Source organism: Anaeromyxobacter sp. (assembly GCA_016718565.1).
GTDB lineage: Bacteria > Myxococcota > Myxococcia > Myxococcales > Anaeromyxobacteraceae > JADKCZ01.
In genome coordinates this window covers 1,109,224-1,131,510 of sequence record JADKCZ010000001.1, presented here as the reverse complement: position 1 = coordinate 1,131,510, position 22,287 = coordinate 1,109,224, and the positions used below count along the sequence as shown (strand labels likewise).

Here is a 22,287-nt window from a genome sequence, read left to right as displayed (position 1 = left end):
CCCTCCCCGCTGGGCAAAGCCCACCGGGGCCCCACCCCCCGAGAAGAAGCCGCTCCGCGGGCCCGGGCTACGCCCGGGTCGTGAGGGGGGCTCGCCGCCTCGCGCGCGCCGCTCCCCGGCGGCGCGCGAGGCGGCGGGCCCTTCTCGGCCCGTCCAGGGCCCGCCCCGCCCTGGACGACGGGGCCCCGGCGGGGCGCCCTACCCCAGCCGCTTCAGGATCTCGTCGGCCATCTGGCGGGTCGAGAGCTTCCCGCCCAGGTCGACGGTGCGGCAGCCCTCGGTGATGGCGCGGTCCACCGCCGCCTCGATGGCGGCCGCCTCGGCCGGCAGGCCGAGCGAGTGGCGCAGCAGCAGGGCGGCCGAGAGGATGGTGCCCACCGGGTTGGCGATGCCCTTGCCGGCGATGTCCGGGGCCGAGCCGTGGATGGGCTCGTAGAGGCCGGGGCCGCCGTCGCCGATGGAGGCCGAGGGCAACATGCCCATGGAGCCGGCCAGCACCGAGGCCTCGTCGGTGAGGATGTCGCCGAACATGTTCTCGGTGACCACCACGTCCAGCCAGGCCGGCCCGGTGATGAGCCGCATGGCGGCGGTGTCCACCAGCATGTGGTCGAGAGCCACCGCGGGGTGCTGCTGCCCGATGGCGGTGGCCACCTGCCGCCACAGCCGCGACGACTCCAGCACGTTGGCCTTGTCCACGCTGGTGACCTTCTTCTTGCGGTCGGCCGCCAGCCGGAAGGCCAGCTCCACCACCCGGCGGATCTCGAAGTCGGCGTACTCCAGGGTGTCCACCGCCCGCTCCACGCCGCCGCTGCTGGAGCGCCCCTTGGGCTGGCCGAAGTACAGGCCGCCGGTCAGCTCGCGGATCACCAGGATGTCCACCCCGGCCAGCCGGTCCGCCTTGATGGGCGAGGCCTCGAGGAGCGCCGGGTGGACCTTGACCGGCCGGAGGTTGGCGAAGACGCCCAGCCCCTTGCGCAGCGCCAGCAGCCCCTGCTCCGGGCGGACCTTGGCGGTGGGGTCGTCCCACTTCGGGCCGCCCACCGCGCCCAGCAGCACCGCGCTGGAGGCCTGGCAGTCCTTCAGCACCTCGGGCGTCAGCGCCACGCCGTGGGCGTCGATGGAGCAGCCGCCCATGAGCCGCTCGGCGAAGGTGAAGGCGTGGCCGCCCTGGCGAGCCACGGCCTGGAGCGCCCGCACCGCCTCGGCGGTGACCTCGGGGCCGATGCCGTCTCCCGGCAGCACGACGATGTGGGCCTGCATGGTGGACTCCTGGGCGGCCGGTGGCCGGGTGACGGGTGGGTGGTGCCCGGCCCGAGGGCCGGCGGTGGAGCGGGGCGGCGGTGCGGACCGCCGGGGCGTGGCCCTCAGCGGGCCAGGGTCAGGCCGTACTCGACGGCGTCCGAGAGGGCCCGCCAGCTGGCCTCGATGATGTTGGCCGAGGCCCCCACGGTGCTCCAGCGCTTGGTGCCGCGCTGGGTGTCGAGCAGCACCCGGGTGACGGCGCCGGTGCCGGTGCCCGGATCGAGGATGCGGACCTTGTAGTCGGTGAGCTGGATGTCCTCGATCTCGGGGTAGCGCCCCTTGAGCGCCTTGCGCAGCGCGTGGTCCAGCGCGTCCACCGGGCCGTCGCCCTCGGCGGCGGTGTGCAGCAGCTCGCCGTCCACCCGCACCTTGACCATGGCCTCGGCGAACAGGCCGCGGCCGGCCCGGTGCTCCACCGTGACCAGGAAGTCCACCAGCTCGTAGGGCGGCCGGTAGCCGGGCTGCTGGCGCTTCAGCATGAGCGCCACGGTGGCCTCGGCCGCCTCGAAGGAGAAGCCCTTCGACTCCAGCAGCTTGATCTCGTCGAGGATGCCGGCCAGGTCGCCGCCGGCCACGCCGTACTCCTCGGCCTTCGACTGGAGGTTGCCGCGGCCGGAGAGCTCCGAGACCACCACCCGCATCTCGTTGCCCACCAGGTCCGGGTCGATGTGCTGGTAGGAGGCGGCGGTGCGGCGCATGGCGGCCACGTGGATGCCGCCCTTGTGGGCGAAGGCCGACTGGCCGACGTACGGCTGGTGGGTGTCCTGGGCGAGGTTGGCCACCTCGGCGACGAAGCGCGACACCTCGCCGATGGTCCTGAGGCGGCCCTCCGGCAGGCAGGGCTTGCCGAGCTTCAGCTCCAGCGCCGGGATGACCGAGCAGAGGTTGGCGTTGCCGCAGCGCTCGCCGTAGCCGTTGATGGTCCCCTGGATCTGGATGGCCCCCTCGGCGAGGGCGGCCAGCGAGTTGGCGACCGCCGTCTCGCTGTCGTTGTGGCAGTGGACGCCGAGCGGGTGGCCGAGGGCGGCCTTCACCTCGCGGACCGCCTCGGCGATCTGCCAGGGCATCGAGCCGCCGTTGGTGTCGCAGAGGACGAGCGTCTCGGCGCCGCCGCGGACGGCGGCCCGCAGCGTCTCGAGGGCGTAGGCCTGGTCGGCCCGCCAGCCGTCGAAGAAGTGCTCGGCGTCGTAGATGACCCGGCGCCCGGCCGCCTTCAGGTGGGCCAGGCTCTGCTCGATGATCCGCAGGTTCTCCTCGGCGGTGGTGCGCAGCACCTCGGTGACGTGGAGCGACCAGGTCTTGCCCACCACCGTGCAGACCGGCGCGCCCGAGTCGAGGAGCGCCTTGATGTTGGCGTCCCCCTCCGGCGTGCCGCCCACCCGGCAGGTGGCCCCGAAGGCGGCGATCTTCGCGGTGGCCCAGGTCAGCTCGCGGGCCCGGGCGAAGAACTCGGCGTCCTTGGGGTTGGACCCGGGCCAGCCGCCCTCGATGAAGGCCACCCCCAGCTCGTCGAGCCGCCGGGCGATCTTGAGCTTGTCGTCGACGGAGAGGCTGATCCCCTCCATCTGCGTCCCGTCGCGGAGCGTGGTGTCGTAGATCTGGATCACGCCGCCCCTCCGGGGACGCCCCGCTCGTGCGCCGCGATGCGCGCCTCGTGCTTGAGGATGTAGCCGAGCTCGTCGACGCCCTCCAGCAGGCAGGTGCGCGAGAAGGCGTCGATGGGGAACCGCACGGCGCGCCCGCCCGGCAGCGTGACGGTCTGGGCGGCCAGGTCGATGGCCACGGTGGCGGCCGGGTCCTTCGCCAGCGCCGCCAGCAGCTCGGCGTGGGTGGCGGCGTCGACCGTCACCGGGATCAGCCCGTTCTTGAGGGCGTTGTTCTTGAAGATGTCGGCGAAGGAGGTGGAGACGACGACCCGGAAGCCGAAGCCGGTGAGGGCCCAGGGGGCGTGCTCGCGCGAGGAGCCGCAGCCGAAGTTGTCGCCGGCCACCAGCACCTGGGCCCCGGCGGCCCCCGGCTGGTTGAGGACGAAGTCGGGCTTGGGCGAGCCGTCGGCCAGGTAGCGCCAGTCGGCGAAGAGGCTCTTCCCCAGGCCGAGCTTGTCGGTGGTCTTGAGGAAGCGGGCCGGGATGATCTGGTCGGTGTCGATGTCGTTGACCGGCAGGACGACGGCGCGGGCGGTCAGCGTGGTGAAGGTGGCCATGGCGTCCTCGCGGTCAGGGGAGCAGCGTGCGCGGGTCGGTGACCCGGCCGGTCACGGCGGCGGCGGCGGCGGTGAGCGGCGAGGCCAGGAAGGTGCGCCCGCCCTTGCCCTGCCGCCCCTCGAAGTTGCGGTTGGAGGTGGCCACGCAGTACTCGCCGGGCTGCAGCTGGTCGCCGTTCATGGCGATGCACATCGAGCAGCCCGGGTTGCGCCACTCGGCGCCGGCCTCGGTGAAGACCTGGTCGAGCCCCTCGGCCTCGGCCTGCTGCTTCACCGCCCAGGAGCCGGGCACGATGAGGGTGCGGACCCCGGCCACCTTGCGCCCCTTCATGACGGAGGCGGCGGCCCGCAGGTCCGAGATGCGGCCGTTGGTGCAGGAGCCGACGAAGACCACGTCGACCTTCTGGCCCAGGAGCGGGGCGTTGGCGGTCAGCCCCATGTACCTGAGCGCCTTCTCCAGGGCGGCGCGGGAGGCGGCGTCCGGGGCCTTGGCCGGGTCCGGGATGCGGTCCCCGATCGCCATCCCCATGCCCGGGTTGGTGCCCCAGGTGATCATGGGGGTGAGGGCCGAGGCGTCCAGGGTCACCGTCTTGTCGAAGGTGGCGCCCGGGTCGGTGGGCAGCGCCCGCCAGCGGGCCAGGGCCTGGTCCCAGGCCGCGCCCGTGGGGGCGTGCTCGCGGCCCGCCAGGTACTGGAAGGTGACGTCGTCCGGGGCGATCAGGCCGGCGCGGGCCCCGCCCTCGATCGACATGTTGCAGACCGTCATCCGCTCCTCCATCGAGAGGGCGCGGATGGCCTCGCCGGTGTACTCGAAGACGTGGCCGGTGCCGCCGCCCACGCCGATCCTGGCCAGCAGCCCCAGGATGAGATCCTTGGCCGTGACGCCGCGCCCGAGCGTGCCCACCACCTTCACCTCGAAGGTCTTGGCCTTGTTCTGCAGGAGGCACTGGGAGGCGAGGACGTGCTCCACCTCGCTGGTGCCGATGCCGAAGGCCAGCGCCCCGAAGGCGCCGTGGGTGGCGGTGTGGCTGTCGCCGCAGACGATGGTCATGCCCGGCAGCGTCAGCCCCTGCTCCGGGCCGATGATGTGGACCACCCCCTGCTTCGGGCTGCCCCTGATCTGGACGCTGACGCCGAACTCCGTGGCGTTGGCCTCGAGCATCTCGAGCTGCTTGCGCGCCTCCTCGTCCACCACCGGCCCCTTGGTGGGCACCGAGTGGTCGGCGGTGGCGAAGGTCAGGTCGGCGCGCCGGACCTTGAGGCCGCGGGCCCGCAGGCCGGTGAAGGCCTGCGGCGAGGTCACCTCGTGCACCAGGTGGCGGTCGACGTAGAGGATGGCGGGCGCGCCCGGCTCCTCGGCGACGACGTGGGCGTCCCAGATCTTCTGGAAGAGTGTGCGTGGTCCGGTCATGGCTCTCGCTGCTGCGGCTGTAGGGAAAGGGAGGGGAGTATACACAAACGGGCCAGGTGGTCGCAGGCCCACCTCCCCCGGGTCGGGGCCGGGCCGCGGCCGGTCCGGCGCCTTGCCTGGCCGCTCCGCCGCAGGGTAGCGTCCGGCCCTTCCATGGTGACCCTCCCCGCCGTCCAGGCCGCCCTCGGCCGGATCCGCGACCAGATCTACCTGTCGCCCTGCGCCCGCTCGGAGACCCTGTCGCGCCTGACGGGGACCAGCGCCTTCCTCAAGCTGGAGAACCTCCAGATGACGGGCGCCTACAAGGAGCGCGGCGCCCTCAACCGGCTGCTCACCCTGACGCCGGCCGAGCGGGCCCGCGGCCTGATCGCCGCCAGCGCCGGCAACCACGCCCAGGCGGTCGCCTACCACGGCGGCCGGCTCAAGGTGGCGGTGACCATCGTCATGCCCGAGACCACCCCCATCATGAAGGTGGCCAACACCCGGGCCCACGGGGCGCGGGTGGTCCTCTTCGGCGCCAACTACGACGAGGCCTACGCCGAGGCGCGCCGCCTGGAGCACGCCGAGGGGCTGACCTTCGTGCACCCCTTCGACGACCCGGAGATCATCGCCGGCCAGGGCACCATCGGCCTCGAGATCCTGGAGCAGGTGCCGGAGGTGGAGGCGGTGGTGGTGCCGGTGGGCGGCGGCGGCCTGATCTCGGGCGTGGCCGCGGCCATCAAGGCCAGCCGCCCCGGGGTGCGGGTGGTGGGCGTGGAGGCCGAGGTCCTCCCCTGCTTGAAGGCCGCGCTGGCCCAGGGCGGGCCGGTGACGCTGGACCCCGCCACCACGCTGGCCGACGGCATCGCCGTCAAGCGCGCCGGCGACCTGACCTTCGAGCACGTGCGGGCCCACGTCGACGAGCTGGTCACCGTCTCCGAGGAGGAGATCGCCTCGGCCATCCTCTACTGCCTGGAGAAGGAGAAGACGGTGACCGAGGGGGCCGGCGCGGTGGGCGTGGCGGCGCTGATGCACCGCAAGGTCCGCGGCCTGGACGGCCGGCGGGTGGTCACGGTGGTCTCGGGCGGCAACATCGACGTCAACCTGATCGCCCGCATCATCGAGCGCGGCCTGGTCAAGGACGGCCGCCTGGTGCGCGTCAGCATCGCGCTGATGGACAAGCCCGGGCAGCTGGCCGTCACCTCCGGCATCATCGCGGGCTGCCGCGCCAACGTCATCGAGGTCCACCACACCCGCGCCTTCGCCTCCCGGGTCGGCGGCACCACCCTGCAGCTCACCCTGGAGACCCGCGGACCCGAGCACGTCGAGGAGATCCTGGCGGCGCTGCGGCAGGTGGGCTACGCGGTGGAGCAGATCGGAGCCTGACCGTGGCCGGGGAGGAGGTCGAGGCCCGTTGCCTGGAGGCGCTGGACCGCGGCGATCAGGCCGGGGCCGCCACCGTGGTGGTGCGCGGCTACGGCCCGCAGCTGCTCGGCTACCTGTGCTCCGTGCTGCGCAGCGAGGCCGACGCCGGCGAGGTCTTCTCCATGTTCTCGGAGGACCTGTGGCGCGGCCTGGCCGGCTTCCGGCGCGAGTGCCCGCTGCGCGTCTGGTGCTACCGCCTGGCCTGGCACGCCGCCGCCCGCTTCCTGCGCGACCCCTACCGCGGCCGCGGCCGCCGCCTCGAGACCAACGAGCTGTCGCACCTGGTGGCGGAGCTGCGCTCCAGCGTCTTCCTGGGGCGCGACCAGGCCCGGCAGGCCACGCTGGACCGGCTGCGCCAGGGCCTCTCCCCCGACGAGCGGGCCCTGCTGGTGCTGCGGCTCGACCGCGGCCTCTCCTGGGCCGAGGTGGCGCTGGTGCTGGCCGAGGAGCGCGGCGCCCCGGTGGACGAGGCGGCCCTGCGCAAGCGGTTCGAGCGGCTCAAGGACAAGCTGGCGGAGCGGGCGCGCCAGGAGGGGCTGCTGGAGTGACCGCCCCGACCCGCGACGAGCCCGCCAGCTCCATCTCGGCGCTCCTCTCCGAGCTGGCCGAGTCGCCGGATCGCTCCCCCGAGGCGCTCCTGCCCGAGCTGCGCCCGGGCGACGTGGTGGCCGGCCGCTTCGAGCTCCGCCGCGAGCTGGGGCGGGGCGGCTTCGGGCTGGTCTTCGAGGCGCTCGATCGGGACCTGGGGCGGCTGGTGGCCTTCAAGGCCATCCGGCCGGTGCGGACGCGGGCCCTGGAGATGCTGGCCGCGCCGCTCAAGGCGGAGGCCGAGGCGGCCGCCCGGCTCAACCACCCCAACGTGGTGACCCTGCACGACTCCGGGGTCCACGAGGGCACCCCCTACCTGATCATGGAGCTCTTGCGCGGCGAGACGCTGGCGGCGCGGCTGCGGCGCGGCCCGCTGCCGCCGGCCGAGGCGCTGCGGGTGGCGCTGGAGGTGGCCCGCGGCCTCGACGCCGCCCACGCCGCCGGGGTGCTGCACCGCGACCTCAAGCCCGGCAACGTCTTCCTCACCGAGGTGGGCGCGGTGAAGCTGGTGGACTTCGGCCTGGCCTCCATCATGGGGCGCGCCTCGCTGGCGGCCGGCACGCCGGCCTACATGGCGCCGGAGCAGCAGCGCGGCGAGCCCGAGGACGCCCGCGCCGACGTCTTCGGCGCCGCGGCGGTGCTCCACGAGTCGCTCACCGGGGCCCTCCCCTACCCGGTGGCCGGCGGCCGCTCGGCGGCGGCCGAGCCCGGCCCGCCCCCGCCCCTGCCGCTGGCCGACCCGCCGCCCGAGCTGGTGGCGCTGCTGCTGGGCGCCCTGTCGCGCGACCCGGCCGGCCGGCCGCAGGACGCGGCGGCCTGGCTGGCCGGGCTGGAGCGGGTGGAGCGGGCCTACGCGGTGCGCGCCCAGGCCGAGGGGCGGGCGGTGCGGCGGCGCCGGCTGCGGCGGCTGCTGTGGGCGGCCGGGGCGGCCTCCCTGGTGGTGGCCGGGCTGGTGGCCTCGGCCCAGGTGCGGGCCCGCGCCGCCGCCGAGCTGGCCCTGCGGCAGAGCCGGCTGCTGGCCGCCGCCGACGCCGCCGCCGACCCGCTGCTGGCGGCGCTGCTGCTGGCCGAGCTGCCCGACGACCCGCCGCCGCGGGCGGTGGAGGTGGCCCAGCGGGTGCTCCACCTGGCCATCCCGAGCGCGGCGCTGGAGGGGGCCCGTGGCGGCTTCGCGCTGGCCCTCTCGCCGGACGGGGCGCTGGCGGCGGCCGGGATGCGCGACGGCACCACCACGGTGTTCCGCACCGACGGCAGGGGGGCCCCGCTGGTGCTGCGCCACCCGGGCACCCGGGTGAACGACCTGGCCTTCACGCCGGACGGGGCGCGGCTGGTGGCGGCCGGCCACGAGGGGGCGCTGCACCTCCACCGGCTGGCGGCGACCCCGGACAACGGCGCCCCGGCGGCCACCCCATCCTCCCTGCCGCTCGGCCAGGTGCCGCTGGTGCGGCTGCGCCTCTCGCCGGACGGGGGGCGCGCCGCGGTGGCCTCCCAGGACGGGAGGGTCCGGCTGGTGGACCTGGCGGCCCTCTCGGTGATCGCCACCGCGGTCCACGACGCCCCGGTGCTCGACCTGGCCTTCTCCCCCGACGGCCGCTCCCTCTACACCGCCGACGGCGAGGGGGTGGTGCGGCGCTTCGACGGGCGCACCGCCGCGGCGCTGGAGCGGCTGGCCACCGCCACGCCGGCCCTGGCCCTGGTGGTGGCCCCGGGCGGCCAGCGGCTGGCGGTGGCCGGCGAGGACGGCCAGATCCGCCTCCTCGGACCGCGGCTGGTCCCGCTCGCCACCCTGGGCGCCGCCGGGGCGCCGGTGACCGGCCTGGCCTGGTCGCCCGACGGCGCCCGGCTGGCCAGCGCCGCCGCCGACGGCACGCTGACGGTGCAGGCCACCTCCGGCGCGGGCGAGCCGGCCCGCCGCCGGGCCCACCGGGCCCCCTTCGCGCTGGCCTGGTCGGCGGCCGGGGAGCGGCTCCTCACCTTCTCGAGCGACGGCCGGGCCCTGCTGTGGCGCGCCGACGGCGAGGCCGCGCCGGTGGCGCTGGAGGGGCCGTCGCTGGCCGGCGCCGCCTTCACCCCGGACGGCGCGCGGGTGGTGGGCCGCTCCCGCGAGGGGACGCTGCGTGTCTGGCCGGTGGCCGCGCCCGGCGGGCCCGACGTGCTGATCGGCCACCACGGCCACCTCGACACCGTGGAGTGGAGCCGCGACGGCACCCGGCTCCTCACCTCGGGCCACGACGGCACCGCCCGGCTGTGGGATCGGGCCACCGGCCGCGAGCTGCTGGTCATCACCGACCCGGCCGGCATGATCCACTCGGCCGGGCTCGACCCCGGCGAGCGGCTGGTGCTGACGGCCTCCGAGGACGGGGTGGCGCGGGTGTGGCGCTGCGACGACGGCGCGCTGGTGCGCGAGCTGCCGCCGGCCGGCGCCCCGCTGCTCTTCGCCGCCTGGAGCCCGGACGGCGGGCGCATCGCCACCGCCGCGCTCGACGGGGTGGTGCGGGTGCACGGCCCGGGCGGCGGCGCGCCGCTGCGCCTCACCGGGCACGAGGCCGGGGTGACGCACGTGGCCTTCTCGCCCGACGGACGGACCGTGGCCTCGGCCTCCCAGTTCGACGCCACGGTGCGGCTCTGGCCCGCCGCGGGCGGCCCGGCCCGCACCCTGCGCGCCGACCGGGCCGTCTACCGGGCCGGCCTCTCGCCGGCCGGCGACGTCCTGGCGGTGGCCGAGGTGGACGGCCCGCTGCGCCTCTTCCGGACCGCCGACCTCACCGAGCTGCCGCCGCTGCAGGCCTGGCCGGAGCGGCTCTGGGCGCCGGCCTGGAGCGCCGACGGCGCGCGCCTGGCGCTGGCCAGCGCCGACGGCTCGGTCCGGGTGGTCTCGGCCGACGGCCGCGGCGAGCCGGTGGTGCTGCGCGGCCACCAGGGGCTGGTCTCCCACCTGGCCTTCCGGCCGGACGGGCGCGAGCTGGCCTCGGCCTCGTCCGACGGCACCGCCCGCATCACCGCGGTGGACTGGCCGCTGCTGCGCGAGCGGCTGGCCGCCGCCACCGGCGCCTGCCTCACCACCGCCCAGCGCATGCACCTCCTGGACGAGGCGGAGGCCGAGGCCCGGCGACGCCACGACGCCTGCGAGCGGCGCCACGGCCGCGAGCCCCCGGCCACGCCGGCCGCCCCGGCGGGCACGGGCGGCTCCCGGGCCTCGCTCGAGCCGGAGCGGGACCGGAGGGGCACGTGAGCGCGGCCGGGCTGCTGGCCGCCCTGCTCCTGGCGGCCCCCACCGCGCCGGCCCCGGCGGCGCCGCCGCCGCGCGCCCCGCCGGCCGACGGGGCGCGCGCCGAGATCGTGGTCCGCTTCCCGCCCTGGCAGTTCACCGGCGACTTCACCCTGGGCGCCGGCCCGCTGGCCGACCGCGGCGTGGCCCGCGACCGCGGCTCGCTGGTGGGGCCGGACAAGTCGGTGGAGCGGGTGCTGGAGGGGGCGCTCGGCACCCTGACCCTCACCCTGCAGGTGGAGACGGTGGGCGCCGCCTTCCCGCCCATCTTCGGCCGCTGGTGGGTCAGCGGCGCCACCGGCGGCTACGCCGGGCTCACCGGCGGCGGGACCTTCACCGCCACCGACGGCGGCCGCCAGGGCGGCAGCCCGTTCGAGATCCAGACGCTGCTGGGGCGGGTGGCGCGGCGCTGAGCGGCCGCCGTCAGGCCGGCCCGGCCGGCGGCAGCCCGGGCAGCACCTCGTCGAGCGCGCCCAGGAAGGCGTCCAGCTGCGCCTCGTCGTGGCCGGCGGTGAGCGCCACCCGGAGGCGGCTGGTGCCGCGCGGCACGGTGGGCGGCCGGATGGCGCGCACGAAGAAGCCCCGCGCCCGCAGCCCCTGGGCCGCCGCCAGGGCCCGGGCCTCGCTGCCCAGCACCACCGGGAAGATGGGCGAGGCCACCCGCGCCACGTCGAAGCCGCGGGCCGTGAGCCCGGCCTTGAGGTGGGCCATCAGCGCGTGGAGCCGGGCCCGCCGCGCCGGCTCGTCGCGCACCACCTGGAGCGCCGCCAGGGCCGCCCCGCAGGCGGCCGGCGGCAGCGCGGTGGTGAAGACGAAGGACCGCGCCCGCGAGATGAGGAGCTGGCGCAGCCGCGCCGAGCCGGCCACGTAAGCGCCGAAGGCGCCCAGCCCCTTGCCGAGCGTGCCCATCTCCACGTCCACCCGGTCCTTGACCCCGAGCTGCTCGGCCAGCCCGGCGCCGGTGGGCCCCAGGACCCCCACCGCGTGGGCCTCGTCCACGTAGAGCATGGCGCCGTGGCGGTCGCACAGGTCGGCGATGGCCCCGAGCGGCGCGGCGTCGCCGTCCATGGAGAAGACCGCGTCGGTGACCACCAGCTTGCGGCGGGCCGTGGAGGCGGCCAGCAGGTCGCCGAGCTCGGTCACGTCCAGGTGGCGGTAGCGGACCAGCCCGGCCCGGGAGAGCAGCGCCCCGTCCACGATGGAGGCGTGGTTGAGCACGTCGGAGAAGATGGCGTCGCCGCGCCCCACCAGCGCGGCCGGCACCCCGACGTTGGCGTGGTAGCCGGAGTTGAAGAGCAGGGCCGCCTCGGCCCGGTGCAGCGAGGCCAGCGCCGCCTCCAGCCGCCCGTGGATGGCGAGATCCCCGGCCACCAGGCGCGACGCGCCGGCCCCGGCCCCCTCGGCCAGCGCCGCCGCGGCCGCGGCCTGGGTGAGGCGCGGGTCGCTGGCCAGCCCCAGGTAGTCGTTGGAGCAGAGGTTGACCAGGACCCGCCCGCCCACCCGGACCAGCGGGCCCTGGGCCGAGGAGAGCGGCTCGAGCGAGCGGCGCAGCCCCTTCTGCTCCAGGTCGGCGAGCTCGCGGTCGATCCAGTCGAGGGCGGTGCGGGTCATCGGGCCGAGGTGGGTCGGGGGCAGGTGGCCCGCAGTTCCTCCTCTCCCCTCAGGGGAGAGGCCGGGGTGAGGGGCGTCCGCGGGGCTCGCTCGGCTCAGCGCACCACCGGCAGCGACCGCGCCTTCGAGGTCGTGGCCTTCTCGTTCCAGTGGATCTCGTGCTCCGCCTCGCCGGTGAAGGCCCACCTCCCGGTGGAGGGCGGGCGCAGCGAGAGCCCCTGGTCCTTCACCATGCCGTTCACCTGGTCCGGGGTGCCGCCGGCGCTGGTGAGGTAGTTGCCCACCATGGTCCCGTCGGCGCCGGCCTCGAAGATGCGGTGCTGCAGCTCGCCCAGGTTCACCTCGCGGCCGCCCATGACGAAGATGTGGGCGGTGGGCATCATCAGCCGGAAGACCGCCACCGCCGCCAGGCACTCGCCCGGGGTGATGGCCTTCACGTCGGCCATGGGGGTGCCGGGGCGCGGGTTGAGGAAGTTGACCGGCACGCAGTCGATGCCCAGGTCCCGGATGGTCTCGGCGAACTCGACCCGCTGCTCGGGGGACTCACCCATGCCGAGGATGCCGCCGGAGCAGACCTTGTAGCCGAGGTCGCGCGCCGAGCGGATGGTGTCGAGCTGCTCGTCGTAGGTGTGGGTGGTGCAGACCTGGTCGAAGAAGCTGCGGGCCGTCTCCAGGTTGTGGTGGTAGTGCATCAGCCCGGCGTCCTTGAGCCGCGCCAGCTCCGGCGCCTGCATCAGGCCGAGCGAGGCGCAGGGCTCCACGCCCGACTCCTGGCGGATGAGCTTGACCGCCTCCTCGATGGTGCGCAGCTCCTGCTCCTTGGCCACCCGGGTGCCCGAGGTGACGATGGAGAACTCGCGGGCGCCGGCCCGCTCGGCCACCTTGGCCTGCTCGGCGATGTCTCGGGCGCTCATGAGCGGGTACTCGGGCGCCTCGGCCCCCTCGAAGTGGGCCGACTGCGAGCAGAAGCCGCAGTCCTCCGGGCAGTGGCCGCTCTTGGCGTTGACGATGCCGCACAGGGCCACCTCGGCGCCGTGCACCGCCTGGCGGACCCGGGCGGCGCGGGCGATGAGCGCCTCGAGCGCCTGCCCCTCGGAGTGGTGGATGAGCCGGCGGGCCTCCTCGCCGGAGATGGGCTCGACACCTGCTGGGAGCGTGGCCTTCATAGGGGCGGCGAGGATGTCAGGCGCCGCCGCACTCGTCAACCTGCCGACCCGAGCAGGTTGACGAGTGGAAACGGACGCTTGGGCGAGGGGCCCCGACCCCGGGCGGCCCCCTCACCCCGGCCCTCTCCCCCACGGTGTGGGGGAGAGGGTGAGCAGACCGCCGCGAGCCCCCGACCGCGACCCCGACCGCGACCCCGACCGCGACCCCGACTGCAACCCCGCCCTCACCTCCCCCGACGCCGCCGCCTGGCCCCGCCGAGGAGCGCCAGCCCGACCAGCACCAGGGCCGGCAGCCCGGCGCCACCGCCGCTGGCGCAGCCCCCACCGCCGCCGCCGGGCGGCGCGTTGAAGGTGACGCTGGCCGGCGTCACCGCCACGCCGCCCACCGTGGCGCTCACGGTGGCGGTGCCCGCCTGCGTGGCGGTGAGCCACGAGAGGTGGGTGCCGGCCGCGTCGGTGTCGCCGGTGGGCGCGCCCAGGGTGCCGAGCGTGGTGGTGAGCGCCACGGCCCGGCCGCGGGCCGGGTCGCCGCAGGTGTTGACCGCCGCCACCGTCACCTCCACCTGGGTGGTCCCGTCGGCCACGCCGGGGGTCCCGGCGGCCGAGACGCCGGAGGCCGCGCCGTCCACCGGCGCGCAGCTCACGCCGATCGAGGCGCCCGGCGGCGTGAGCGTCACGCCGTTGACCGTGACCTCGAGGGTGCTGGTCGGGGCGGCGCACCCGGCGGCGGTGAGCGTGGTGGTGTAGGTGCCGTCGAGGGCGTCGGCCGCCGGGCCGCCGGTGAAGCCGGGCAGCGCCAGCAGCACCGAGTGGCCGGGCCCCATGGCGACGCCGGCGTCGTCGCGGGGCGTCACGGTGACCTGCACGCGGTCCTTGGCGGCGTTGTCGCAGACCACCAGCTCGGCGCGGTCGAAGGCCACGGTGGTCTCGGCCGACGAGGGGGCCAGGCAGGTCACCACCAGGTCGATGGGCGTGAGGTCGAGGGCCCCGATGCGGGCGGTCACCTGGGTGGCGGGGGTGGCGGGGCAGGGCTGGATGGCCACCGTGGCGCCGTACACGCCGTCGCCCAGGACGCGGGTGGGGGTGATGGTCCCGGGCCCGTTCAGGCCGATGGTCACGGTGGGCCCGGGCTCGGCCGGGTTGCCGCAGGCGGTGCGCGGCATGACCGTGAGGTTGGCCCGCCCGGAGAAGGCGGTGAGCGCCGCGGTGTCGCTCACGAAGATGCTGGCGGCCGCGTCCACCGGCCCGAGGAGCCAGGTCAGCGGGAGCGAGGCGCTGGTGAGGCCGGCCGCCGAGACGGTGACGGCGGCGGTCTCCGGGGTCTGGTCGCAGACGGTCACCGCCGCGGTGCCCCCGGCGCCCAGCGCGCCGGTGCCCGACTGGCCCGGCAGGCCGGCGAAGGTCGGCGTGGTGGCGGTGATGCTGGCGCTGCCGCCGACCGCCACGGTGACGCCGGTCAGGCCCTGGGCCACCGGGTTGCCGAACTGGTCCTGCAGGCCCGCCGTCAGCACGTAGCAGCCGCAGTCGAGGACCGGCCCGGCGCCCTGCCGCACCAGCGTCAGGCTGGTGCCGGCGCCGGCCACGGCGGTCACCGTGAAGGAGGCCGGCGAGCCGGCCAGGCCGGCCACGCTGGCGGTGAAGAGGTACGGCCCGACGGCGGTGCCGACGGTGGGGGTGGCGGAGGCGTGGCCGCTGGCGTCGGTGGTGGCGGTGGCCGGGCTGATGCTGGCGCCGGCCGGGGCGGCGAAGGTGACGACCACGCCGGACCGGGCGTTGCCCAGGCTGTCCTTCACCAGCACGGTGGCCGGCGAGGTGCTGGCCGCGCCCGCCGGGGAGGTGGTGCCGGGTGAGGCCACCAGCTCCAGGGTGGCCGGGGCGGCCGCCAGGACGTTGGTGGTGGCGGTGGCCACCAGCGCCAGCACCTGGGCCGTGACCGAGCGGCTGCCCAGCGTCCTCAGGACCACCGGGAAGCTGCCGGTGCCGGCCGAGAGCGCCGCGCCGACCGGCAGCACCGCCGCCGGATCGGTGGAGGTGAAGATCACGGCGCCGGAGGCGCCGGTGGCCAGGTTGCCGAAGGCGTCGAGGGCGGTGACCACCAGGGTGCTGCTGGTGCCGGCCGCCAGCTCACCCGGCAGGCCGGCCAGGGTGAGGCTGGCGGCGGGGCCGGGCGCGGCGGTGGCGTCGAAGGCCACCGGCGAGCCGGAGAGCCCGGCCGAGGCGGCCGTGAAGGACTGCGCGCCGGCCAGCTGGCCCAGGGTGGCGGTGGTGCCGGCGGTGCCGTCGGCCGCGGTCACCGCGGTGGCCGGGGAGACCGTGCCGGTGGCGGGGGCGGCGAAGGTGACCGACACCCCGGCCTTCGGGTTGCCGAAGAGGTCGGTGGCGCGGACCACCAGGGCCGCCGCCAGGGCCGTGCCGACCTGGCCGGTCTGGCCGCGGCCGGTGGCGTAGGCCAGGGCGCTGGCCGGGCCGGCCACCACGTCCAGCGCGATGGTGTCGGCCACGCCGGGCTGGGCGGCCAGCGCGGCGGTGACGGTGCGGCTCCCGGCGCCGACCAGGGTGACCGCGAAGGTGCCGGTGCCGAGCGCCAGCGCGGGCGAGGCGGGCAGGATGGCCCCGGGGTCGCTGGAGGCGAAGGTGAGCGGCCCGCTGAAGCTGGTGGCCGGGTTGGAGAAGGCGTCGAAGGCCTCCACCGTGACGCTGAAGGCGGTGCCGGCCGGCGTGGTGACGGTGGCGCTGGTGAGCGCCAGCCTGGTGGGGAAGCCCACCGCGGCGGTGGCGGCGAAGGACACCGGCGAGCCGGCCAGGCCGGCCGCGCTGGCCGTGAAGCTGGTGAGCCCAGGGGCGGTGGGCAGCGTGCCCACGGCCGAGGCGGCGCCGTCGGCGCCGCTGACGGCGGCGGTGGGCGTGACGCTGCCGGTGGCGGGCGCCGTGAAGGCCACCGTGGTGCCGGCCACCGGGTTGCCGAAGGCGTCGGCCACCCGGACCACGAAGGGCCCGGCCAGCGCCACGCCGACGGCGCCGGTCTGGCCGCCGCCCGAGACGGCGGCCAGCGCGGCCGCCGGCCCGGCCAGCACCGTGGTGGCGGCGCCGCCGGTCACGGCGGCGGCGCCGGTCACGGTGGCGGTCAGGGTGCGCGGCCCGGCGGTGCGGAAGGTGACCGCGAAGGCCCCCACGCCGGCCGAGAGGGCGCCCGGCGCGGGCAGCGTCGCCGCCGGGTCGGTGGAGGTGAGGGTGACGGTGCCGGCGAAGGTGGTGGCCAGGTTGCCGAAGGCGTCGCGCACCGTCACGGTGGCGCTGGTGGCCGCGCCGGCCGTGCTGGTGGGCGGCAGCCCGGTCACGGCCAGGGTGGCCGGGGCGCCGGGCGCGGCGGTGGCGGCGAAGGTGACCGGCGAGCCCGCCAGTCCGGCCGCGGTGGCGGTGAAGGCCTGCGCGCCCACCGCGCCGCCCAGGGTGCCGGTGGTGGCGGCCCGGCCGGCGGCGTCGGTGTCCACGCCGGCGGGCGCCACGGCGCCGCCCGGCGGGCCGGCGAAGGCCACGGTCACGCCGGCCACCGGGTTGCCGAAGGCGTCGACGGCGCGGACCACCAGCGGGGCGGCCAGCGCCAGCCCCACCACGCCGGCCTGCCCCCCGCCGGAGACCGCGGCCAGGGTGGAGGCGGCGGCCGCGGCCACCGTGGTGGAGGCGCCGCCGACCACGCCGGGGGCCCCGGTCACGGCGGCGCCGAGCGTCTGGGCGCCGGCGCTGCGGAAGGTGGCGCTGAAGGCGGCGGTGCCGGCGGTGAGGGCGCTCTGCGCCGGCAGGGTGGCGGCGCCGTCGCTGGAGGTGAAGCCCACCGTGCCGGCGAAGCCGGTGGCCACGTTGCCGAACGAGTCGCGCGCCGTCACGGTGAAGGCGGCGGCCACGCCGGCGGTGGTGGAGGCGGCCAGGCCGGTCACGTCCAGCACCGCCGCGGCGCCGGGGGCGGCGGTGGCGCTGAAGGTCACCGGGGAGCCGGCCAGGGTGCCCGAGAAGGCGGTGAAGGTCTGGGCGCCCACCGCGCCGCCCAGCGTGGCGGTGGCCGAGACCTGGCCGGCGGCGTCGGTGGAGACCAGCAGCTGGGTGATGGAGCCGCCGCCGGTGCCGACCGCGAAGGTGACGAAGTGGCCGAACACCGGGTTGCCGAAGGCGTCGGTGACGCGGGCCACCAGGGGGGCGCCCAGGGCCAGGCCCACGGTGCCGGACTGGCCGCCGCCGGAGACAGCGGCCAGGCTGGCGGCGGACGCCGCGACCACGGTGGTGGGCGCGCTGCCGGAGATGGTCGGGGCGCCGACCACGGTGGCGGTCAGGACCCGCGCGCCGGCGGTGCGGAAGGTGGCGCTGAAGGCGCCGGCGCCGGCGGTGAGCGGGCTGGCCGCCGGCAGGGTGGCGGCGGGGTCGCTGGAGGTGAAGGCCACGGTGCCGGCGAAGGAGGTGGCCGTGTTGCCGAACGAGTCGCGCGCCGTGACGGTGAAGGCGTCGGGCACGCCGGCGACGAGCGAGGTGACGAGGCCGCCCACCGCGAGCGCGGCGGCGGGGCCGGGCGCGGCGATGGCGCCGAAGAGCTGGGTGCCGCCGCTGGGCACCTCCGCGGTGGCGGCGAAGGCCTGCGCGCCGGCGACCGGGCCGAGCGTCCCGAGCGAGGCGGCGGTGCCGTCGGCGCCGGTGACCGGGGCGAGCGGGGTGACCGCGCCGCCGCCCTGGGCCGAGAAGACCACGGTGACGCCGGGCTTCGGGTTGCCGAAGGCGTCGTCCACCCGGACCACGAAGGGGAGCGCCAGCGGCAGCCCGACCGTGCCCCCCTGGCCGCCGCCCGACACGACGGTCATCGCGTCGGCGGGGCCGGCGGAGACCAGCGTGGCGGCGCTGGCCGTGGCGGCGGGCCTGGCGGTGAGGGTGGCGGTGAGGGAGCGCGAGCCGGCGGTGCGGAAGGTGGCGGCGAAGGTCCCGCTGCCCAGGGTGAGCTGGGCCGCGGCCGGCAGGGTGGCGGCCGGGTCGGTGGAGCTGATGGTGATGGTTCCGGCGGCGCCGCTGGCCAGGGTGGCCGGGTTCCCGAAGGCATCGAGGGCCTGGACCGTGAACCCCGTCGACGAGCCCGCCAGGACCCCTGGCGACAGGCCCGTGATGCTGAGGGAGGTGGCCTCCCCCGGGACGCCCGCGGTGGCCGTGAAGGTGACCGGCGCGGCCACCCCCGCGGCGGCCAGCGAGAAGACCTGCTCCCCGGCGGCCGGGCCGAGGGTGCCGACGGCGCTGAACTGGCCGGTGACGAGGTCGGTGAGCCCGCTGGCGGGCGAGGCCGAGCCGCCGGCCGGCGACGTGACCGTGACCGAGACGCCGCCCCTGGGGTTGCCGAAGGCGTCGGCCGCGCGCACCACGAAGGGCGCGCCGAGCGCCGCGCCGGTGCCGCCCACCTGCCCGCCGCCCGACACCGCCACCAGCGAGGCCACCGGGCCTGCCGTGACGGTGGTGGTGGCGCTGCCGGTGACGCCGGTGCGGACGGTGTCGGTGGCGGTGAAGACGAAGCTGCCCACCGTGCGCGGGGTGGCCAGGAAGGTGCCCACGCCGTTCACCAGGGTGGCGTCGCCCGGCAGCGAGGCCAGCGGGTCGCCGGAGGTGATGCGCACGATGCCGGTGTAGCCGGTGGTGGTGTTGCCGTTCACGTCGGCGGCGGTGACCGTGTAGGTCTGGGCCACCCCGGCGCCGGCGGTGGCGGGGCCGGAGACCGCGAAGCGGGTGGTGGGGCCGCCGGCCGGGTTGAACCGCCGGCCGACGACGGTGAAGAGGATCCCCTCGGCGCAGTTGACGGTGGCGCCGCAGGTGGTGCCGAGGTCGCCCGAGCCCGGCCCGCTGGTCGGCCCCTGGATGCGCACCAGGTTGGTGCCCCTGGGGCTGCCGGTGACCTGGACCTTGGCGCCCCCGTCGCCGATGAACCCGAGTGGCGGCACGAAGACCGGCAGGAAGCTGCCGACGGTGGTGTCGTTGGGGTTGGTGCTCAGGTTGGCGCCGAGCACGCCGGTGAACACGCCGTTCGGCGCCGCCGCCGGGAAGGTGATGTCGCAGGCCTTCTGGTTTGCCGGGCAGAGGTCACCATTTTCGTCGGTGGTGAGGGTGAACACGCCATACGGGTGGGTGATGGTGTAGGTGGTGAAGGCCGTCAGCGACTCGTTGGTGTCGAAGCGCAGGTGGGTCGTCACCGTGGCCGTCGCCACCGGCGGCGGCGTGAGCACGCCGACCAGCTCGGCGATGTAGACCAGGCCGCGGTTGTTGAGCCGACCGCCCACCAGCGTGGTCACCTCGGCGTTGGCCCAGGTGTAGTGAACCGTGGACGGGAAGTTGGTCGGATAGGCGACCGGCAGCGTCCGATCGAAGGGTCCGCCGAGGCCGGCGATGGGCCCGCCCGCGACGAAGCGGCACGGATCCGCCGGGGCGGTGGTGGTGGTGTCGAGGCAGGGCTCGAGCTGGATCCCGTTCGAGTCCTGGTACCAGAGCGGCAGCGGGTGGACCGGGCTGACCGGGCCGACCGCCGCCAGCGGGGGATTCCTGGGGGCCGGCTCGGCCCTGGCCGGACCGGGCGCGGCCACGGCCGTGGCGAGGACCAGCGCGGCGGCGGCGATGAGGTGAGGCCTGCAGGAGGTGGCGGACATGGAACCCCGTGGCGCCGGCGGTGGGTGGAGAGCCGGCAACCTGCGACAAGGTGTGGTCGAATGCCGCAGGTCCGTAGTCCCCTGATTGCCCTTCACGGAAGAGGCCTCCGGAAAAGATGAAACCAGAGTGGTGACGGGCGCTTGGGAGAATTCGACGGGGTGCTGGGCGGCCTGGCACCTGGCGCGGACGCTGGGTGTCATCCTCGATCAGGCCGACGCGTCGAAGGCGCCGGGGCCCGACCTGGGGTAGTTGGATTCCCCTGGCGGTCCGACGCCTTGAGCCCCTCCTGCCCCACCCGTGGCCCCCTGGCCGCCCCCGGAGCCCGCCTTGCCCACCGCCCCCGCCCACCGCCTCTGGTCCTGGCACCGCTGGCTCGGCCTGGCGCTCCTCGTCCCGCTGCTCTGGTGGACGCTGACCGCCCTGGTCTTCGCGCTGCGCCCGATGGAGGAGATCCACGGCAAGACCTGGAGCACCGGGCGGCAGGCCCCGCCCGCCGGCCTCACCGCCGCGGCCCTCCCGTCCCCGAGGAGCCTGGGCGGCGCCACCAGCCTGACCGCCCGCGTGGTGGAGGGGCGGGAGCTCCTGGTGGTGGAGCGCGGCCCCGACCGCGAGCCCGAGGTGCTGGACCTGGCCACCGGCGCCTCGCTCGGCGCCGCCATCCCGCTGGAGCTGGCGCTCGCCGCGGCCCGCCGCGACTTCGCCGGGGAGCTGGTGGTGGAGGGCGCCTGGCTCTACCCGCGCAGCGGCGACGGCCGGCGCGTCCTGGGCGACGGCCCGGCCTCGGCGGCGCGCCCGGACGAGTACCTCGGCCCGCGCCCGGCCTACGGGTTCGCGCTCCGCGGCTGGCCCGGCATGCACCTCTACGTGGACGGCCTGGACGGCGCGGTGCGGGCGCGGCGCACCTTCCTGTGGCGGGTCTACGACCTGGCCTTCCGGCTCCACGCGCTGGACTTCCTGCCCGACGGCGGCAAGCGGGCGGTGACCTGGCTGGTGGTGGCGGGGTGGCTGGGGCTGGGGGCCACCGGGCTGTGGCTGGCGGTGCGCTGGATGGTCCGCCAGTCGAGGCGCGGACCCGCGGCCGGCGCGCGGACCTGAGGGCCGGCGCCCGGGCGTCTCCGCACGCCCGGCGGTGGCAGCCGCCGGGCCCGGCGCGCCCAGCCGCGCCCCCGGCCCGTCAGATGCAGCGGCTATGGCACCATGACCGTGTCCCGCCCGCCCGCCAAGCCGAAGACCGTCTACGCCTGCGCCGAGTGCGGCCAGACGAGCCCCAAGTGGCTGGGCCAGTGCCCCGCCTGCCGCCGCTGGAACACCATGAACGAGGAGGTGGCGGTGGCCGAGGCCAGGGGCGCCTCGCCCCGCGGCTGGCTCACCACCGCCGGGGCCAAGCCCGTCCCGCTGCACGAGGTGGAGGCCCGCGAGGAGTCGCGCCTCAAGACCGGCATCGGCGAGCTGGACCGGGTGCTGGGCGGCGGCGTGGTGCCCGGCTCGCTGGTGCTGCTGGGCGGCGACCCCGGCATCGGCAAGTCCACGCTGATCCTGGCGGCGCTCGACCGGCTGGCCCGGGCGGCCGCCCCGCGGCCGGTGCTCTACGTCTCCGGCGAGGAGTCGGCGCGCCAGGTGAAGCTGCGGGCCGACCGGCTGGGCGCGCTGGCCCCCACCCTGCAGGTGCTGGCCGAGACCGACGCCACCAAGGTGCTGCACGCCGCCGAGGTGCTGCAGCCGGCGGCCATGGTCATCGACTCCATCCAGACCCAGTACCTGCCGGAGCTGAGCAGCGCCCCGGGCACGGTGACGCAGATCCGCGAGTCCACCGCGCGCCTGATGGCCTTCGCCAAGACCACCGAGACGCCGGTGTTCCTCATCGGCCACGTCACCAAGGACGGCGCCATCGCCGGCCCGCGGGTGCTCGAGCACATGGTGGACACGGTGCTCTACTTCGAGGGCGGCGGCGCCCACCCGTACCGCATCCTCAGGGCCCACAAGAACCGCTTCGGCTCGGCCTCCGAGATCGGCGTCTTCGAGATGAAGGCCGGCGGGCTCTCCGAGGTGCCCAACCCCTCGGCCCTCTTCCTGGCCGAGCGGCCGCTCGACGCCCCGGGCAGCGCGGTGACGGCGGTGCTCAACGGCACCCGCACCGTGCTGGTGGAGATCCAGGCGCTGGTGGCCCCCACCACCTTCGGCACGCCGCGCCGCACCGCGCTGGGGGTGGACTCCAACCGGGTGGCGCTGCTGGCGGCGGTGCTGGAGAAGAAGGTGGGGCTGGAGCTCCTCTCCTGCGACCTCTTCGTCAACGTGGCCGGCGGCCTGGAGGTGGACGATCCGGCGGCCGACCTGGCCACCATCGCGGCGCTGGCCTCCTCCTTCCGCAACCAGGCCATCGCCGGGCGCACCCTGCTGCTGGGCGAGGTCGGGCTGGCCGGCGAGGTGCGAGCGGTGTCGCAGCCGGAGCTCCGGCTGGCCGAGGCGGCCCGGCTGGGCTTCGGCCGGGCCCTGCTGCCCGCCGCCAACACCCGCCACGTGTTGGCCCCGGCCGGTCTGGAGCTGGTGGGCGTGGAGACCGTGGCCGAGGCCCTCGACCAGCTCGGCTGACCGCCCGGGTTTGTCTTCCGGCGCCCGAGCGGTTACCACTCCGGTCCCGGCCATGGCGGCCGGCCGACCACCTCCTGGGGCTCCG

General features: G+C 76.5%; 13 protein-coding genes. 6 read left to right on the top strand and 7 right to left on the bottom strand.

Going from position 1 to position 22,287, the window contains the following annotated elements; genetic code table 11:
• Window positions 1-198: 198 nt before the first annotated feature.
• The 4 genes from leuB to leuC all read right to left on the bottom strand — a co-directional run bounded on the left by leuB (window position 199) and on the right by leuC (window position 4,916).
• Window positions 199-1,260, bottom strand: a complete 1,062-nt coding sequence (gene leuB, locus IPO09_04820) for a 3-isopropylmalate dehydrogenase (protein ID MBK9516675.1) — start codon at window positions 1,258-1,260, stop codon at window positions 199-201.
• Between the two features lie 104 nt (window positions 1,261-1,364).
• Window positions 1,365-2,909: a citramalate synthase gene (locus IPO09_04815; protein MBK9516674.1), complete on the bottom strand. Its 1,545-nt coding sequence runs from the start codon at window positions 2,907-2,909 to the stop codon at window positions 1,365-1,367.
• Window positions 2,906-3,505, bottom strand: coding sequence for a 3-isopropylmalate dehydratase small subunit (gene leuD / locus IPO09_04810; protein MBK9516673.1), 600 nt, complete (start codon window positions 3,503-3,505; stop codon window positions 2,906-2,908). Before leuD ends, IPO09_04815 begins: the two co-directional genes overlap by 4 nt.
• Before the next feature lie 13 nt (window positions 3,506-3,518).
• Entirely contained in the window at window positions 3,519-4,916 is a 1,398-nt protein-coding gene (gene leuC / locus IPO09_04805; protein MBK9516672.1) for a 3-isopropylmalate dehydratase large subunit, read from the bottom strand.
• Between the two features lie 153 nt (window positions 4,917-5,069).
• Between leuC and IPO09_04800 the strand changes: the two genes are divergently transcribed.
• From IPO09_04800 to IPO09_04785, 4 genes are read left to right on the top strand one after another with little or no spacing between them, the layout of a single operon-like run.
• Entirely contained in the window at window positions 5,070-6,281 is a 1,212-nt protein-coding gene (locus IPO09_04800) for a threonine ammonia-lyase (GenBank protein ID MBK9516671.1), read from the top strand.
• Complete coding sequence (locus IPO09_04795; GenBank protein MBK9516670.1) at window positions 6,278-6,868, top strand: sigma-70 family RNA polymerase sigma factor; 591 nt, start codon at window positions 6,278-6,280, stop codon at window positions 6,866-6,868. Before IPO09_04800 ends, IPO09_04795 begins: the two co-directional genes overlap by 4 nt.
• Window positions 6,865-10,140 (top strand): protein kinase, encoded by a 3,276-nt coding sequence (locus IPO09_04790; GenBank protein MBK9516669.1) that lies wholly within the window; start codon window positions 6,865-6,867, stop codon window positions 10,138-10,140. Before IPO09_04795 ends, IPO09_04790 begins: the two co-directional genes overlap by 4 nt.
• Window positions 10,137-10,589, top strand: a complete 453-nt coding sequence (locus tag IPO09_04785; GenBank protein MBK9516668.1) for a hypothetical protein — start codon at window positions 10,137-10,139, stop codon at window positions 10,587-10,589. The genes IPO09_04790 and IPO09_04785 overlap by 4 nt, the downstream gene beginning before the upstream one ends.
• A gap of 10 nt (window positions 10,590-10,599) precedes the next feature.
• On the opposite strand, the gene bioF is transcribed toward IPO09_04785, so the two are convergent.
• The 3 genes from bioF to IPO09_04770 all read right to left on the bottom strand — a co-directional run bounded on the left by bioF (window position 10,600) and on the right by IPO09_04770 (window position 19,612).
• Window positions 10,600-11,787, bottom strand: coding sequence for an 8-amino-7-oxononanoate synthase (bioF, locus tag IPO09_04780; protein ID MBK9516667.1), 1,188 nt, complete (start codon window positions 11,785-11,787; stop codon window positions 10,600-10,602).
• A 95-nt stretch (window positions 11,788-11,882) separates the two neighbouring features.
• Entirely contained in the window at window positions 11,883-12,953 is a 1,071-nt protein-coding gene (bioB, locus tag IPO09_04775) for a biotin synthase BioB (protein MBK9516666.1), read from the bottom strand.
• 224 nt (window positions 12,954-13,177) lie between these two features.
• Window positions 13,178-19,612, bottom strand: coding sequence for a hypothetical protein (locus IPO09_04770; GenBank protein ID MBK9516665.1), 6,435 nt, complete (start codon window positions 19,610-19,612; stop codon window positions 13,178-13,180).
• Between the two features lie 328 nt (window positions 19,613-19,940).
• Here IPO09_04770 and IPO09_04765 point away from each other — a divergent pair, with 328 nt between their 5' ends.
• Both IPO09_04765 and radA read left to right on the top strand, forming a co-directional pair.
• On the top strand, window positions 19,941-20,708 hold the full coding sequence (locus IPO09_04765) for a hypothetical protein (protein ID MBK9516664.1): 768 nt from the start codon (window positions 19,941-19,943) through the stop codon (window positions 20,706-20,708).
• A 102-nt stretch (window positions 20,709-20,810) separates the two neighbouring features.
• Window positions 20,811-22,202 (top strand): DNA repair protein RadA, encoded by a 1,392-nt coding sequence (gene radA / locus IPO09_04760; GenBank protein ID MBK9516663.1) that lies wholly within the window; start codon window positions 20,811-20,813, stop codon window positions 22,200-22,202.
• The last annotated feature ends 85 nt before the right edge of the window (window positions 22,203-22,287 follow it).

Bases quoted from the DNA above. Each gene is read 5' to 3' on its own strand.
- IPO09_04800 (MBK9516671.1), top strand. From the start codon at position 5,070: ATGGTGACCCTCCCCGCCGTCCAGGCCGCCCTCGGCCGGATCCGCGAC.
- radA (MBK9516663.1), top strand. From the start codon at position 20,811: ATGACCGTGTCCCGCCCGCCCGCCAAGCCGAAGACCGTCTACGCCTGC.
- leuD (MBK9516673.1), bottom strand. From the start codon at position 3,505: ATGGCCACCTTCACCACGCTGACCGCCCGCGCCGTCGTCCTGCCGGTC.
- IPO09_04770 (MBK9516665.1), bottom strand. From the start codon at position 19,612: ATGTCCGCCACCTCCTGCAGGCCTCACCTCATCGCCGCCGCCGCGCTG.
- bioB (MBK9516666.1), bottom strand. From the start codon at position 12,953: ATGAAGGCCACGCTCCCAGCAGGTGTCGAGCCCATCTCCGGCGAGGAG.
- leuC (MBK9516672.1), bottom strand. From the start codon at position 4,916: ATGACCGGACCACGCACACTCTTCCAGAAGATCTGGGACGCCCACGTC.
- bioF (MBK9516667.1), bottom strand. From the start codon at position 11,787: ATGACCCGCACCGCCCTCGACTGGATCGACCGCGAGCTCGCCGACCTG.
- leuB (MBK9516675.1), bottom strand. From the start codon at position 1,260: ATGCAGGCCCACATCGTCGTGCTGCCGGGAGACGGCATCGGCCCCGAG.